Below are 13,549 nucleotides of genomic sequence, written 5' to 3'. Positions count from 1 at the left end.
CTTCAGCGGCCGATTGAAGCAGATCACCAATGTTGACTAAGGCTGTCAGGTATCGGTAGGTGAGCCGGTGCCAACCGAACTTTAGGACAATGACATGAAATACGCTCTTTCCACTCTCGCCGGCGCCACCGCGCTGGCAATCATGCTGATCGCCAGCCCGTCGATGGCGGAAGATGATGGCATCATTGTCTACAACGCCCAGCACGAAAGCCTGACCAAGGCGTGGGCCGAAGGCTTCACCAAGGAGACCGGCATCAAGGTCACCGTGCGCAATGGCGGCGACAGCGACTTCTCCAACCAGATCGTCGCTGAGGGCACTGCTTCGCCGGCCGACGTGTTCCTGACGGAAAACTCGCCGGCCATGGTGCTGGTCGAGACGGCCGGCCTGTTCGCGCCGGTCGACGCCGACACGTTGGCACAGGTTCCCCAGGACTATCAGCCGGCCAGCGGCAAATGGGTCGGCGTCGCAGCGCGCAGCACGGTCTTTGCCTATAACAAGACCAAGCTGACCGCCGACCAGTTGCCCAAGTCGATGCTCGACCTCGCCGATCCGAGCTGGAAGGGCCGTTGGGCCGCCTCCCCGTCAGGCGCCGATTTCCAGGCCATCGTCAGTGCCCTGCTCCAGCTCAAGGGCGAAGCCGCTACCGCCGACTGGCTGAAGGCGATGAAAACCAACTTCACCGCCTATAAGGGCAACAGCACGGTGATGAAGGCGGTCAATGCCGGCGAGATCGAAGGCGGCGTCATCTATCACTATTACTACTTCGGCGATCAGGCCAAGACCGGCGAAAACAGCGGGAATGTCGAGCTGCACTATTTCAAGAACCAGGATCCGGGCGCGTTCGTCTCGATCTCCGGCGGCGGTGTGCTGGCCTCGAGCAAGCATCCGAAGGAAGCCCAGGCCTTCCTGAAATGGCTGACAGGCAAGGGCGGCCAGGACGTGCTGAAGACCGGCGATTCCTTCGAATACGCGGTCGGCAAGGGTGCGGAGTCCAACCCGAAGCTGGTGCCGCTCGTCGATCTGCAGGCACCAAAGGTCGACGCCACGACGCTGAACTCCAAGAAGGTCACCGACCTGATGACGGCAGCCGGCTTGCTTTAGTTGCCATTCGTCCTAAAAGGACACCCGACCACGCTCCCGCGGGAATTCGCCTTCCGCGGGAGTGATTTTGTTTTTCGAGATGGCATTCGTCGATGACGACACGCTGTGTTCCCGACCGTGATCGCGGTCCTTCAATTGCTGCCGCTGGACGGCAGCGGCACGGCGTCTGACCTGATGCAGTCCGCGGTCGATCTCGCGCGTTCGGGCCTGCCTTCGGGCACAGGCCGAAGGGCCCGGCGACGCGCACCGCTTTGGCTGGTCCTCGCCGCCATCTTCGTTGCGCTGCTGGCGCTGGTGCCGCTCGCCTTCATCATCTGGATCGCGGTGCAGACCGGCTGGGAAACCGTCTCGGCGCTGGTCTTCCGGCCGCGTGTCGGCGAGCTTCTGGTCAACACTGTCCTGCTGGTCGCGCTCTCCGTGCCGATCACCATCGTGCTGTCGGTTGCGCTGGCCTGGCTGACCGAACGCAGCGACCTGCCGGGCGCCCGGCTCTGGGCCTGGCTATGCGTGGCGCCGCTCGCCATCCCGGCTTTCGTGCACAGCTATGCCTGGATCACCATGGTGCCGGGACTGCACGGCCTGTGGGCCGGCGTGCTGGTTTCCGTGATCGCCTATTTCCCGTTCCTGTATCTGCCGGTGTCGGCGGCATTGCGCCGTCTCGATCCCGCCCTCGAGGACGCCGCCGCCGCACTCGGCCTTGGGCCCCGGCGCGTGTTCTGGCGGGTCGTGCTGCCGCAATTGCGGCTCGCCATCTGCGGCGGCTCGCTGCTGGTCGGCCTGCATCTGCTGGCCGAGTACGGCCTCTATGTCTTCATCCGCTTCGACACCTTCACCACGGCGATCGTCGACCAGTTCCAGTCGACCTTCAACGGACCGGCCGCCAACATGCTGGCCGGCGTGCTGGTCAGTTGCTGCTTCGTGCTGCTCGGCCTCGAAGTGCTGGTGCGCGGTGAGGAGCGCTATGCCCGCGTCGGCTCAGGTGCGGCGCGCCATCAGCAACGCACGAGCCTCGGACGCGCCACCATCCCTAGCCTGCTCTTGCTTGTCGTCACCACGCTTTTGGCGCTCGGCGTGCCGTTCGTCACCATCGGTGGCTGGCTTGCCGCCGGCGGCGCCGCTGTCTGGCGCCTGAACGAGATCGGCCTGGCGCTTGGCCAGACGCTGTTCCTGGCGCTCGCCGGCGCCTTGCTGGCCACGGTCGCCGCCATGCCGATGGCCTGGATCTCGATCCGCGCCCCGGGGCCATTGCAGCGCATGCTGGAGGGCTGCAACTACATTGTCGGCTCGTTGCCGGGGGTTGTCATTGCACTGGCGCTGGTCACCATCACGGTGCGCATCGCGCTGCCGCTCTACCAGACCCTGTTCACGATCCTGGTGGCCTATGCGCTGATGTTCCTGCCGCGCGCGCTGGTCAGCCTGCGGGCGTCGATCGCGCAGGCGCCGGTCGAACTCGAACGCGCCGCTTCCAGCCTCGGCCGGCCGCCGCTGCAGGCGTTGTGGTCGACGACGATCCGCCTATCGGCGCCTGGTGCCGCGGCCGGCATGGCGCTGGTGGCGCTCGGCATCATGAACGAACTGACCGCCACCCAAATGCTGGCGCCCAACGGTACCCGCACGCTGGCGATGGCGTTCTGGTCCTATAGCGGTGAGATTGATTATGCCTCCGCGGCACCTTACGCCTTCATCATGGTGGCGATGTCGCTGCCCTTGACCTGGCTGCTCTATGTCCAGTCGAAACGGATGGCCGGACGATGAGCTTTCTCGAAATCAGCGGCCTGCACAAGCAGTACGGCCCGGTGTCGGCCCTTGCCGGCGTCGACATGAACGTCGCCAGCGGCAGCCGCACGGCGATTGTCGGTCCTTCCGGCTGCGGCAAGACGACCCTGCTGCGGCTGATTGCCGGCTTCGAGGCGCCGGACCAGGGGCACATCACGCTCGACGGTACGATATTGGCCAATGGCGGCGCTGCGGTGCCGGCATATCGGCGAGGCATCGGCGTGGTGGCGCAGGATGGTGCCCTGTTTCCGCATCTGACCATTGGCGACAATATCGGTTTCGGCATGGGCCGCGGCGAGGACAAGCGCGCTGAGCGCATCGTCGAGCTCGCCTATATAGTCGGGCTCGACAAGGCGATCCTCAAACGTCGCCCGCACGAGCTTTCCGGCGGCCAGCAGCAGCGTGTGGCACTGGCCCGCGCCATGGCGATGAAGCCTCGGCTGATGCTGCTCGACGAGCCGTTCTCGGCGCTCGATACCGGCCTGCGCGCCTCAATGCGCAAGGCGGTGGCCGAGCTGCTGGAGGCCGCCGGCATCACCACCATCCTGGTGACGCACGACCAGGCCGAGGCGCTGTCCTTTGCCAGCCAGGTCGCGGTGATGCGCGACGGCAAGTTCTCGCAAATCGGCACGCCGCGCGAGCTCTATCTCAAGCCGAAGGACAGGATGATCGCCGAATTCCTGGGCGACGCCATCATCCTGCCGGCCAAGATATCGAATGGCTTCGCCAACTCGCCGCTCGGCCGCATCGCGGTCGACACCAATGACAGCCGCGATATCGCCCGCATCATGCTTCGCCCGGAGCAGATCGCGCTGAAGAGAACGTCGCGCGAGGGCATGTCCGGCACCTCGGACATGCTGTTCGGCGAAGTGACGGAATCGGAATTCGCCGGCTCGATGTGCACGGTCGCGGTGCGGCTCTTGAACAATGCCGATCCGCCCGATGCGGCAGCGATCGGCAACACGCCGCTGGTCCTGCGCAAACCGGGCATGGACGCGCCGGCGGTCGGCGAGATCGTCCGACTGACCGTATCGGGAAAGGCGCATGTCTTCGCCTGAACGCCGTATGCGGTTAACCGACGCGCTTTCCTGCCTGATCGAACCAGTGCAGCTTTTCTGCCTTGGCAACCACGCGCAATTGGTTGCCAACCGTGGCGGTGGCGCGACCCGCGACACGCACGACGATGCGGTTGCCGCCTGCCGCACAGTGAAGGAAACTTTCGGCGCCTACCGGTTCGACTGCCTCGACCAGCGCCGGCAGGACGAGCGCGCCGGACGGCGCCTCCGCATTGAAGGTGACGTCGGCATCCTCGGGCCGAAAACCGAGGGTCGCAGCTCTTGCCTCCCGAGGCGCGAAAGCGATCGCCGTGCCGTCTGCGAGCACCGCGCCCGAGGCGCCTTCGGTCAGTGCCAGGAGATTCATCGGCGGCGCGCCGATGAAGGAAGCGACGAAGGTCGAGGCCGGTCTTTCGTAGACGTCGAGCGGCGCCCCCATTTGCTCGACCAGTCCGGCATTCATGACGACGAGAATGTCGGCCAACGTCATCGCCTCGAGCTGGTCATGCGTGACATAGACCGACGTGACGCCAAGCGAGCGTTGCAGGTTCTTTATCTCGACCCGCATCTGGCCACGCAATTTGGCATCGAGATTGGAGAGCGGCTCGTCGAACAGGAAAACCCTCGGGTTGCGCACAATGGCACGACCCATGGCGACACGCTGGCGCTGGCCGCCGGAAAGCTCCCGCGGGCGGCGGTCGAGCAGCGCCGAAAGTTCCAGTATTTTCGCCGTCGCGCGAACCCGGCTGTCGATCTCGTCCTTCGGCGTGCCGCGGTTGCGCAGCCCATAGGCCATATTGTCGTAGACTTTCATATGCGGATAGAGCGCATAGTTCTGGAACACCATGGCGATGTCACGCTCGGTCGGACCGACTGAGTTTACGATCTTGCCATCGATCGCAACTGTTCCCGAGGAGATGGTTTCGAGCCCGGCGATCATTCTGAGCAGCGTGGACTTGCCGCAGCCCGATGGGCCGACCAGCACGCAAAGCTCCTTGTCGGGAACTGCGATTGAAACGCCCTTCACGGCCTCGAAACCGCTGGGGTAGACCTTCTTCACATCCTTCAGATCGACGGTCGCCATCAGCTTCTCACTTTTCGGAATCGACCAGGCCGCGAACGAACCAGCGTTGCATCAGCACCACGACCAGGATCGGCGGCACGATGGCCAGCATCGCTGTGACCATGACCAGGTTCCATTGCGTATCGGCATCGGCGAAGGAGACCATCTTTCTGAGCGCGATGACGATCGTGTTCATGTTGCTGCTGTTGGTGACGAGCAACGGCCATAGATACTGCGTCCAGCCATAAATGAAGAGGATGACGAACAGCGCCGCGATATTTGTCCGCGACAACGGCAACAGGATATCGAAGAAGAAGCGCCACGGCCCCGCACCGTCGACACGCGCCGCCTCCACCAGCTCACCTGGAATGGTCATGAAAAACTGTCGAAACAGCAATGTGGCGGTGGCCGAGGCGATCAGCGGGATGATCAAGCCGGCATAGGTGTCGATCATGCCGAGATCGACCATCACCTTGTAGGTCGGCAGGATGCGCACCTCGACGGGAAGCATCAGGGTGATGAAGATCAGCCAGAAGAAGACCATGCGCAGCGGAAAACGGAAGAACACGATCGCATAAGCCGACAGGATCGAGATGAAAATCTTCCCCACCGCGATGCCGAGCGCCATGACCGTGGTGTTGAGCAGCAATCGACCGACGCTGACGCCGCCGATGCGACCGACACCGCCGAACAGCGCTTCGGCGTAATTGTTCCAGAACTGATCGCCGGGCAGGAGCGGCAATGGCGGCCTGAGGATCGTTTGCAGCGTCTGCGTCGAGGCAACGAATGTGTAGTAGATCGGGAAGGCGACGATCAGTATGCCGAGGATCAGCACGGCGTGGGCGATGACGGTGCGGAGCGGTGACTGGCCGATCATCGCTCGCCCTCAGCCGTAATGGACTTTGCGTTCCACATAGCGGAACTGGATGGCCGTGAGCGAGATGACGATGACCATCAGGATGACCGACTGCGCCGCCGAGTCACCGAGGATCAGATTGACGAAGCCGTCATTGTATACCTTGTAGACCAGCGTCTCAGTCGTCTTGCCCGGACCGCCTCCGGTGACGGCATGGACGATGCCGAACGTGTCGAACAGGGCATAGACGGTGTTGACGACCAGCAGGAAGAAGGTCGTCGGCGCAAGCAGCGGGAAGACGATGGTCCAGAATCGCTTGGTCTCGCCGGCGCCGTCCATGGCCGCCGCCTCGATCAAGGCTTTCGGCACCGCCTGCAGGCCGGCGACGAAGAACAGGAAATTGTAGCTGATCTGCTTCCAGGCAGCGGCGGACACCAGCAGGATCATGGCGTGGGTGCCGTTGAGCAGTGGATCCCAGGCGATGCCGAAACTCCTCAGCATGTAGGCCAGCGACCCGATCGACGGGTTGAAGAGGAACAGCCACAACATACCGGCGATCGCCGGCGCCACCGCGTAGGGCCAGATCAAGAGCGTGCGGTAGAGACCTTTGCCGCGCACCACCTTCTCTGCCATGACCGCGAGCAGGAGCGCCACGCACATGGCGACGATAGCGGTCGCAAGGGAAAACACCACCGTGACCTTGATCGAGTTCAGGTAGGCCGGATCGGCAAGCACTTTCCTGAAATTGGCGAACCAGACGAACTTGGTCCTCAGTCCGAACGGGTCCTGCCTGAGCATGGATTGGTAGAACGCCTGACCGGCCGGCCAGTAGAAAAAAACGAGCGTGATGGCCAGTTGCGGCGCCACCAGCAGGTAGGGAAGGATCTTGTTGGGAAACACGACGCGAGGGGTCACTGAGCCACTCCGAGGTGATGAGGCGGGCGGCACGATGCGGCACCCCTCTTCGCCAAGATGGCTTTGAAGAGCGTTTCGGCGTTGGCATCATCGACCATTGGCGAAATCGCAAGGGACGGCAAAACTCCCCTCGCCGAGGGGAGATGCCTGGCAGGACAGATGGGCGCGCCGTAGAGCAAAGGACCTGCGCTCGCTCTAATTCCCCAGCGCTTCCTTGATCGCGGCGTTGCCACGCGTAACCGCATTGTCGAGCGCCTGCTGGGCGGTTTGCTGGCCGGCGAGCATCTTCTCGAACTCCTCGTTCTGGATATCGCGCACCTGCGGCAGGTTCGGCAGACGTACGCCCTTGGAATTGTCGGTCGGTGCCTTACCCGTCATCTGCAGGATCGGGGTCTCGCGACCGACGTTCTTGTCATAGAAACCGGACTTCTTGGTCGCTTCATAAGCCGCCAGCGTCACCGGCAGATAACCCGACTTCTGGTGCAGGTATTCTTGCACCTCGGTCTTCGACAGGTAGGCGAAGAAGGCCGCGACGCCCTTGTATTCCTCGTCGGATTTATCAGCGAAAACCCACAGGCTGGCGCCACCCGGCGTCGTGTTCTGCGGCGCGCCCTTGGCGTCGCTGTCATAGGGCAATTGGCCGATGCCGTAATTCATGCCGGACTTGACGATATCGCCAAGGCCGCCGGAGGATTCGGTCATGATCCCGCATTCGCCAGCGAGGAAGATCTGCTTGGCTTCGGAGGTGCGGCCGCCATATTTGAAGGTGCCGTCCTTGGCAAGGTCCGCGAGCGCCTGGAAATGGTTGACGAAAATCGGCGCATTGATCTTGAGCTCGACATCGCCGCCGGCCAGACCGTTCTGCTGGGTGGCCCATGACACGTCATTCCAGGCCGCGAAATTCTCCAGATGGATCCAGGTCAGCCAGGTCGAGGTGTAGCCGCAGGCGGCTGCGCCGCTCGCCTTGATCTTCTTGGCGTCTTCCCACACCTCATTCCAGGTCTTGGGTGGGCTGTCGACGTCGAGACCAGCCTTCTTGAAGATATCCTTGTTGTAATAAAGGATCGGCGAGGAGGAGTTGTAGGGGAAGGAGAGCATGGTGCCGTCCGGCTTCGAATAATAGCCGACTATGCCTGGCAGATACTGGCTCTTGTCGAAGGTCATTCCAGCGCTGGTCAACACATCGGCTGCCGGCTTGATTGCGCCTTCGGCTGCCATCATCACGCCGGTGCCGACATCGAACACCTGCATGATATCGGGCGCCTGGCCCGCGCGGTAGGCGGCGATGCCGGCATTCAGCGTCTCGGGATACGTGCCTTTGAACACCGGAACGAGTTCATAGTCGCTCTGGCTGGCATTGAAATCTTTGGAGATCTTGTCGACAACTTCGGCATTGGCGCCAGTCATGGCGTGCCACCAACTGATCTGCGTGACAGCAAAAGCGGAGGTTGAGGAAAGCAGCATAAAGGTGGCGGCAACACCGGCCGCGAAGCCGAAGGACTTCATGTTTCATCTCCCGTTTGTCATTGGCGAAAGGGGCACTCCCGCAAAGGCAATATGTGTCGCTCGTGACAATCAGACAACGGTTTTGTTGCAGATCGACGAACTTCACCCTTTACCTCACGCCACCCTCGCCTCCGCTTGGAGACATGGAAAGCCACACGGTTAGCCGGCTTAGCGCGACGACAAGCGCGCCAGGAACTACCATCGGAACTGCCAAGCTGGCTTCGGCGTGTCAGCCCTGATTGCAGCCGCCGCAACCCGAAGAGACACGCCAAGGTTGCAGGCGACTTTATCGATCCCTCAACGGCAACGCGCTACTCAATCCTGCTGCCCTGTTTATTTCCAAAGATCAGGTGAAATAAATGCTGACGGTCTACAATTGTATCGTCAACGAACACGATCTGAGACTGGTCGCACTTGCCGCGCTGATCTGCGGAATTTCCTGTTTCTCTGCCGTCAACCTGCTTCATCACATAAGCCGCTCCACCGATCGGAACCGGCTTGCCTGGCTGATGATCGCGGCCACTTCGACCGGCTTCGGCATCTGGGCAACGCACTTCATCGCCATGCTCGCATTCACACCGGGCATACCCAGTGCTTACGATCCCGCACTCTCCGTGCTTTCGCTCGCTGCTTCGGTCACTCTGACGGCAGCCGGCATGTGGATCGCCACCTTGCGGAATGAGTTCGATTATCATCTCGTCGGCGGCGCCGTGCTGGGCGGCGGTATCGCGGCCATGCACTACATTGGTATGGCGGCGTTCGAGGTTCAGGGCCGCATCGAGTGGAACCTGTTGCTTGTCGCCGTTTCCCTTCTGGCCGGCGTAACGCTCGCGGCGCTGGCGCTGCGTGTCGTGCAGCGCCGCCCCTCCCTGAAGGCGACATCCGCCGGCGCGGTGCTGCTGACACTGGCGATCTGTACCTTGCATTTCATCGGAATGGGTGCCGTCTCGATCTTCCCCGATCCCTCGATCGTCATATCCGAATACACGATCGAGCCGACCTCGCAGGCTTTCGCGGCCGCCGCCGCCACATTGGTGATCCTGGTCCTGTCGGCATCGGCGCTGTGGATCGATCTGCGCTTCCGTCGCCAGAAGCTCGAGGTCGACCGCATGCACGGCCTGGCCAATGCCGCCGTGGAGGGGCTGATCGTCTGCGACGGCAACCGCATCATCAGTGCCAATGACAGCATGGCGACACTGACGGGCATCGCAACAGCGACGCTGAACGGAATGCAGCTTGGCGATCTCTTCGGATCCGATATGTCGGGCTTCGGCGAACAGCCGCAGGAGGCCGAATTGAGCGGCCGCGATGGCACGAGCATTCCTGTCGAGCTGATCGCCAGGAGCATCGACTACTGTGGCAAGCCGCACAACGTGGTCGCGGTCCGCGACATTCGCGAGCGCAAGAAGGCGGAACAGGAGATCCTGCGGCTTGCCCATTTCGATCCATTGACCGGACTGGCCAATCGCCGCAGCTTTTCCGGCCGGCTGGAGACGGAAATTGCTGCGATGGGCCGCACCAGGAAAGGCGGCCAGCTTGCGCTTCTGCTGCTCGATCTCGACCGGTTCAAGGAGGTCAACGACCTGTATGGGCACGGCGCGGGCGACGCCATGCTGCAGAAGGTTGCGCATTGCGTTACCGGCATTCTTCGCCAAGGACAGATGGTGGCGCGGCTGGGCGGCGACGAATTCGCCATCATCGCGCCGAACCTGACCGACCCGTTGGAGGCGGGCCGTATCGCCGACGCGGTGCTGACCGCCATGCGCGAGGAAAACCGGCTTTCTGTCGGCGGCGGCCTTGTGTCGGCCAGCATCGGCATAGCGCTGTATCCATCGGATGCCGAGAACCAGGCCAGCCTGATAAGCCACGCCGATACGGCACTCTACCGGGCCAAGACCGAAGGCAAGGACACCTACCGTTATTTCGAAGCTTCGATGGGGGCCGAGGCCCGCGACAAGCGCGTGATGGAGCACGAGCTGCGCCAGGCGGTCGCACGCCAGGAGTTCTACCTCGTCTACCAGCCGCAGAAAGAGATCAGCAGCGGAAAGATGGTCGGCTTCGAAGCGCTGGTCCGCTGGCGGCATCCGACGCGCGGCGACGTGTCGCCGAGCATATTCATCCCGGTGGCCGAAGACAGCGGAGCCATTGGCCAGATTGGCGAATGGGTGCTGACGGCTGCCTGCGAGGAAGCCGCCCGCTGGGGAAATCCGCTGACGGTGGCCGTCAACGTTTCGGCGGTGCAGCTCCACAACACGAATTTCAGCCGCAAGGTCCACGAAACCTTGCTGAATTCCGGCCTGGCGCCCGGCAGGCTCGAGCTTGAGATCACCGAGACGGCGCTTGTTAAGGACATGCCGCGGGCACTGGCCACCTTGCGGCAGGTCAAGGCGCTGGGCGTGCGCGTCGCCATGGACGATTTTGGAACAGGCTATTCCTCGCTCTCCAACCTTCGCGCCTTCCCCTTCGACAAGATCAAGATCGATGGCTCCTTCATCAAGTCCGTCGACAAGAACGGCCAGGTCGCGGCGATCGTGCGCGCCGTCCTGGGACTTGGACGCGGTCTCGGCCTGCCGGTTCTGGCGGAAGGTGTCGAGACGCTCGGCGAACTGAAATTCCTGGACGCCGAAGCCTGCGAGATCGGCCAGGGCTATTACATCGGCAGGCCAGCTCTCATCGAGGAATTCGGCGAGCTGACCGGTGTCGTCGCACCCGCTGTCGGCAGCAAACCCGCCACCTTGCGCGACAGAAGCGTTCTGGCCTTCGCACCCGCGCCTGTCCTCAATAGGGCTTAAAAACTCTCGGGCTTGAGTGCCGTCTCGATCAGCCGCCTGGCGTCCGGCCCCGACCATTCGGCCGGGCCGTTCATATGGGCGATCAGGCAGCCTTCGCCGTCGATCAGCATGGTAACGGGAAGGCCTAACGCCAGGCCGCGCTTCTTGAGGTCGTTGAACAGCGCCATCGTCGAATCCCGGTAATAATCGAGCGTCGCGACGCCGGTATCGCTGAGGAACTTCTTCGGCTTCACATCGTCGCCGGCATCGACATTGACGGCGACCACTTCAAAGGCGTCGCTGCCTTTTTCCTTCTGCAGCGCATCGAGCGCCGGCATTTCGGCACGGCACGGCGCGCACCATGTCGCCCACAGATTGAGCAGCACCGTCTTGCCGGCATGATCGGCAAGCGTCATCGGCTTGCCGTCCGGGCCATTGAAGGCAAGGCTCTTCAGGGATTGTGGCGGATCGGCCGGCAAAAGTGCCGCAACCTCACCGGTGGCCGACGCCGCGACTTTCTTGGCGCGGTCGCTCTTGGCCGCGCAGGCGACATCGTCCTTGCTCTCACCCACGGCAGCTTGTGCCGGTGCATTGTTGCCAGACCGGCTCTCGCTGACATATACCGCGACCGCGCCCGCCAGCGCGCCCGCCACCAAGGCGGCGAGGATCAGGCGCGGGGTCGGGAAGAATCTACTACCGTCTGCCATTTTTTCAAAACTGCTCCGAAGCACGGGTTATAGCCATGAGCGACAAGAAAACCAGCAACCAGATGTGGGGCGGACGTTTTGCCTCGGGTCCGGCCGCGATCATGGAAGCGATCAACGCGTCTATCTCCTTCGACCGCAAACTCTATGCGCAGGACATCAAAGGCTCGATCGCCCACAGCGAGATGCTGGCGCAAACGGGCATTATTTCGGCGGCCGACCAAGAAAAAATTGCTGACGGGCTGAACACGATCCTGAAAGAGATCGAGGCCGGCAGCTTCGAGTTTTCGACACGGCTCGAAGACATCCACATGAACATCGAGGCGCGCCTCGCCGATCTGATCGGCCCGGCGGCCGGCCGGCTGCACACCGCCCGCTCGCGCAATGATCAAGTCGCAGTCGATTTGAGGCTGTGGGTCAAGGATGAGTGCTTTCGCGTCGCCGAGGCGTTGAAAGGGCTGATCGAGGCGCTGCTGGAGCGGGCCGAGGAGCATGCCGCGACCGTGATGCCGGGCTTTACCCATATGCAGGCGGCACAACCGGTGACCTTCGGCCATCACTGCATGGCCTATGTCGAGATGTTTTCGCGCGACCTGTCGCGTGTGCGCGATGCGATCGAGCGGATGGACGAAAGCCCGCTCGGTGCCGCGGCCCTCGCCGGCACCAGCTTCCCGATCGACCGTCACCGGACCGCCAAGGCGCTCGGCTTCCGGGAGCCGATGCGCAATTCGCTCGACAGCGTCTCGGATCGCGATTTCGCGCTTGAGTTCCTCGCTCTTGCCGCGATCTGCGCCACGCATCTGTCACGGCTGGCCGAAGAGATCATCATCTGGTCGACGCCGCAGTTCGGCTTCGTCAGGCTGTCGGACTCGTTTTCCACCGGCTCCTCGATCATGCCGCAGAAGAAGAACCCCGATGCCGCCGAACTGGTGCGCGGCAAGACGGGCCGCGTCACCGGTCATCTGGTCGGCCTGCTAACGGTGATGAAGGGCATGCCTTTGACCTATGGCAAGGATATGCAGGAAGACAAGGAATCGGTGTTCGACGCCGCCGAGACGCTCGACCTGATGCTGGCGGCGATGACCGGCATGGTCTCGGACATGACGGTCAACGCTGTTGCGATGAAGAAGGCCGCCGGCTCCGGCCACGCCACAGCAACCGACCTTGCCGACTGGCTGGTACGCACGCTCGGCCTGCCGTTCCGCGAGGCGCATCATGTCACCGGCCGGGCGGTGGCGCTGGCCGAAGACAAGAAGGTGGGGCTGGAGAGGCTTTCACTGGAGGATTTGCAGTCGATCAATTCCGGCATCACGGCCGACATATTTTCGGTGCTGGCGGTGCAGAACTCGGTCAAGAGCCGCATCAGTTTCGGCGGCACCGCGCCGTCGGAAGTGAGGAAGCAGATCCGCGCCTGGAAAAAGCGGCTGGCGAAGGCGTAATGCCGGATATTGCGAGCAGTAATATCCCGGATATTTCGACGAGCAATATCTCGGGGTGCAATGCGCCGAGAACTCGGCTAAAAGCGGCGGCTGACAAACGTTTCGGACGGATGGATCGATGACCGGAAGCAGGATTTTGGTGACGCTGACGCTGCTGGTTGCGATCGCGGCCGTTTCGGCCTGCGGCAGGAGGGGCGCTCTCGACACGCCCTATGAGGCGGCCGTGCAGGCGCGCAAGGATGCCTCGAAGGCCCACCAGCCCGTGCCGCCGGAGCCGGAAAAACCGGTCAAGGACAAGAAATTCATCCTCGACCCGCTGATCTAGAGCCGACGAGAGCGGGGCCTTCCAACCCGATCTCATC

Annotated in this window: 11 protein-coding genes; 6 read left to right on the top strand and 5 right to left on the bottom strand. The window is 62.7% G+C overall.

The features are described from left to right. The first annotated feature begins 94 nt into the window (after positions 1 to 94). From NKJ04_RS13455 to NKJ04_RS13445, 3 genes are all read left to right on the top strand, one after another. Positions 95 to 1,102: an iron ABC transporter substrate-binding protein gene (locus tag NKJ04_RS13455; protein WP_352675533.1), complete on the top strand. Its 1,008-nt coding sequence runs from the start codon at positions 95 to 97 to the stop codon at positions 1,100 to 1,102. 174 nt (positions 1,103 to 1,276) lie between these two features. Continuing rightward, positions 1,277 to 2,857, top strand: coding sequence for an ABC transporter permease (locus NKJ04_RS13450; protein ID WP_352675635.1), 1,581 nt, complete (start codon positions 1,277 to 1,279; stop codon positions 2,855 to 2,857). Next, on the top strand, positions 2,854 to 3,936 hold the full coding sequence (locus tag NKJ04_RS13445) for an ABC transporter ATP-binding protein (RefSeq protein WP_023811121.1): 1,083 nt from the start codon (positions 2,854 to 2,856) through the stop codon (positions 3,934 to 3,936). The genes NKJ04_RS13450 and NKJ04_RS13445 overlap by 4 nt, the downstream gene beginning before the upstream one ends. A gap of 13 nt (positions 3,937 to 3,949) precedes the next feature. Here NKJ04_RS13445 and NKJ04_RS13440 read toward each other — a convergent pair whose 3' ends face one another. From NKJ04_RS13440 to ugpB, 4 genes are all read right to left on the bottom strand, one after another. Next, positions 3,950 to 5,017, bottom strand: coding sequence for a sn-glycerol-3-phosphate import ATP-binding protein UgpC (locus NKJ04_RS13440; protein ID WP_023811120.1), 1,068 nt, complete (start codon positions 5,015 to 5,017; stop codon positions 3,950 to 3,952). Positions 5,018 to 5,024: 7 nt separating this feature from the next. Then, entirely contained in the window at positions 5,025 to 5,873 is an 849-nt protein-coding gene (gene ugpE / locus NKJ04_RS13435) for a sn-glycerol-3-phosphate ABC transporter permease UgpE (protein ID WP_352675530.1), read from the bottom strand. Between the two features lie 9 nt (positions 5,874 to 5,882). Continuing rightward, positions 5,883 to 6,767 carry a sn-glycerol-3-phosphate ABC transporter permease UgpA gene (ugpA, locus tag NKJ04_RS13430; RefSeq protein ID WP_023811118.1) on the bottom strand — a complete coding sequence of 295 codons (885 nt, stop codon included), beginning with the start codon at positions 6,765 to 6,767 and terminating at the stop codon, positions 5,883 to 5,885. A gap of 195 nt (positions 6,768 to 6,962) precedes the next feature. Next, positions 6,963 to 8,273 carry a sn-glycerol-3-phosphate ABC transporter substrate-binding protein UgpB gene (ugpB, locus tag NKJ04_RS13425; RefSeq protein ID WP_023811116.1) on the bottom strand — a complete coding sequence of 437 codons (1,311 nt, stop codon included), beginning with the start codon at positions 8,271 to 8,273 and terminating at the stop codon, positions 6,963 to 6,965. A gap of 359 nt (positions 8,274 to 8,632) precedes the next feature. On the opposite strand from ugpB, the gene NKJ04_RS13420 reads away from it, so the two are divergent. Further along, positions 8,633 to 11,065, top strand: a complete 2,433-nt coding sequence (locus NKJ04_RS13420; protein WP_352675527.1) for an EAL domain-containing protein — start codon at positions 8,633 to 8,635, stop codon at positions 11,063 to 11,065. On the opposite strand, the gene tlpA is transcribed toward NKJ04_RS13420, so the two are convergent. After that, positions 11,062 to 11,751 carry a thiol:disulfide interchange protein TlpA gene (gene tlpA, locus NKJ04_RS13415; RefSeq protein WP_352675524.1) on the bottom strand — a complete coding sequence of 230 codons (690 nt, stop codon included), beginning with the start codon at positions 11,749 to 11,751 and terminating at the stop codon, positions 11,062 to 11,064. The two genes, NKJ04_RS13420 and tlpA, sit on opposite strands and share 4 nt — an antisense overlap. A gap of 35 nt (positions 11,752 to 11,786) precedes the next feature. Here tlpA and argH point away from each other — a divergent pair, with 35 nt between their 5' ends. Both argH and lptM read left to right on the top strand, forming a co-directional pair. After that, on the top strand, positions 11,787 to 13,187 hold the full coding sequence (gene argH, locus NKJ04_RS13410; RefSeq protein WP_352675522.1) for an argininosuccinate lyase: 1,401 nt from the start codon (positions 11,787 to 11,789) through the stop codon (positions 13,185 to 13,187). A 118-nt stretch (positions 13,188 to 13,305) separates the two neighbouring features. After that, a complete protein-coding gene (lptM, locus tag NKJ04_RS13405) occupies positions 13,306 to 13,512 on the top strand; it encodes an LPS translocon maturation chaperone LptM (RefSeq protein WP_023811112.1) in 207 nt (68 codons plus the stop codon). The last annotated feature ends 37 nt before the right edge of the window (positions 13,513 to 13,549 follow it).

The organism is Mesorhizobium sp. M0618 (genome assembly GCF_040320765.1).
Lineage (GTDB): Bacteria > Pseudomonadota > Alphaproteobacteria > Rhizobiales > Rhizobiaceae > Mesorhizobium.
This window is presented reverse-complemented; position numbering and strand designations above follow the sequence as displayed.

Bases quoted from the DNA above. Each gene is read 5' to 3' on its own strand.
- NKJ04_RS13455 (WP_352675533.1), top strand. From the start codon at position 95: ATGAAATACGCTCTTTCCACTCTCGCCGGCGCCACCGCGCTGGCAATC.
- NKJ04_RS13450 (WP_352675635.1), top strand. From the start codon at position 1,277: ATGCAGTCCGCGGTCGATCTCGCGCGTTCGGGCCTGCCTTCGGGCACA.
- NKJ04_RS13445 (WP_023811121.1), top strand. From the start codon at position 2,854: ATGAGCTTTCTCGAAATCAGCGGCCTGCACAAGCAGTACGGCCCGGTG.
- NKJ04_RS13440 (WP_023811120.1), bottom strand. From the start codon at position 5,017: ATGGCGACCGTCGATCTGAAGGATGTGAAGAAGGTCTACCCCAGCGGT.
- ugpE (WP_352675530.1), bottom strand. From the start codon at position 5,873: ATGATCGGCCAGTCACCGCTCCGCACCGTCATCGCCCACGCCGTGCTG.
- ugpB (WP_023811116.1), bottom strand. From the start codon at position 8,273: ATGAAGTCCTTCGGCTTCGCGGCCGGTGTTGCCGCCACCTTTATGCTG.
- NKJ04_RS13420 (WP_352675527.1), top strand. From the start codon at position 8,633: ATGCTGACGGTCTACAATTGTATCGTCAACGAACACGATCTGAGACTG.
- tlpA (WP_352675524.1), bottom strand. From the start codon at position 11,751: ATGGCAGACGGTAGTAGATTCTTCCCGACCCCGCGCCTGATCCTCGCC.
- argH (WP_352675522.1), top strand. From the start codon at position 11,787: ATGAGCGACAAGAAAACCAGCAACCAGATGTGGGGCGGACGTTTTGCC.
- lptM (WP_023811112.1), top strand. From the start codon at position 13,306: ATGACCGGAAGCAGGATTTTGGTGACGCTGACGCTGCTGGTTGCGATC.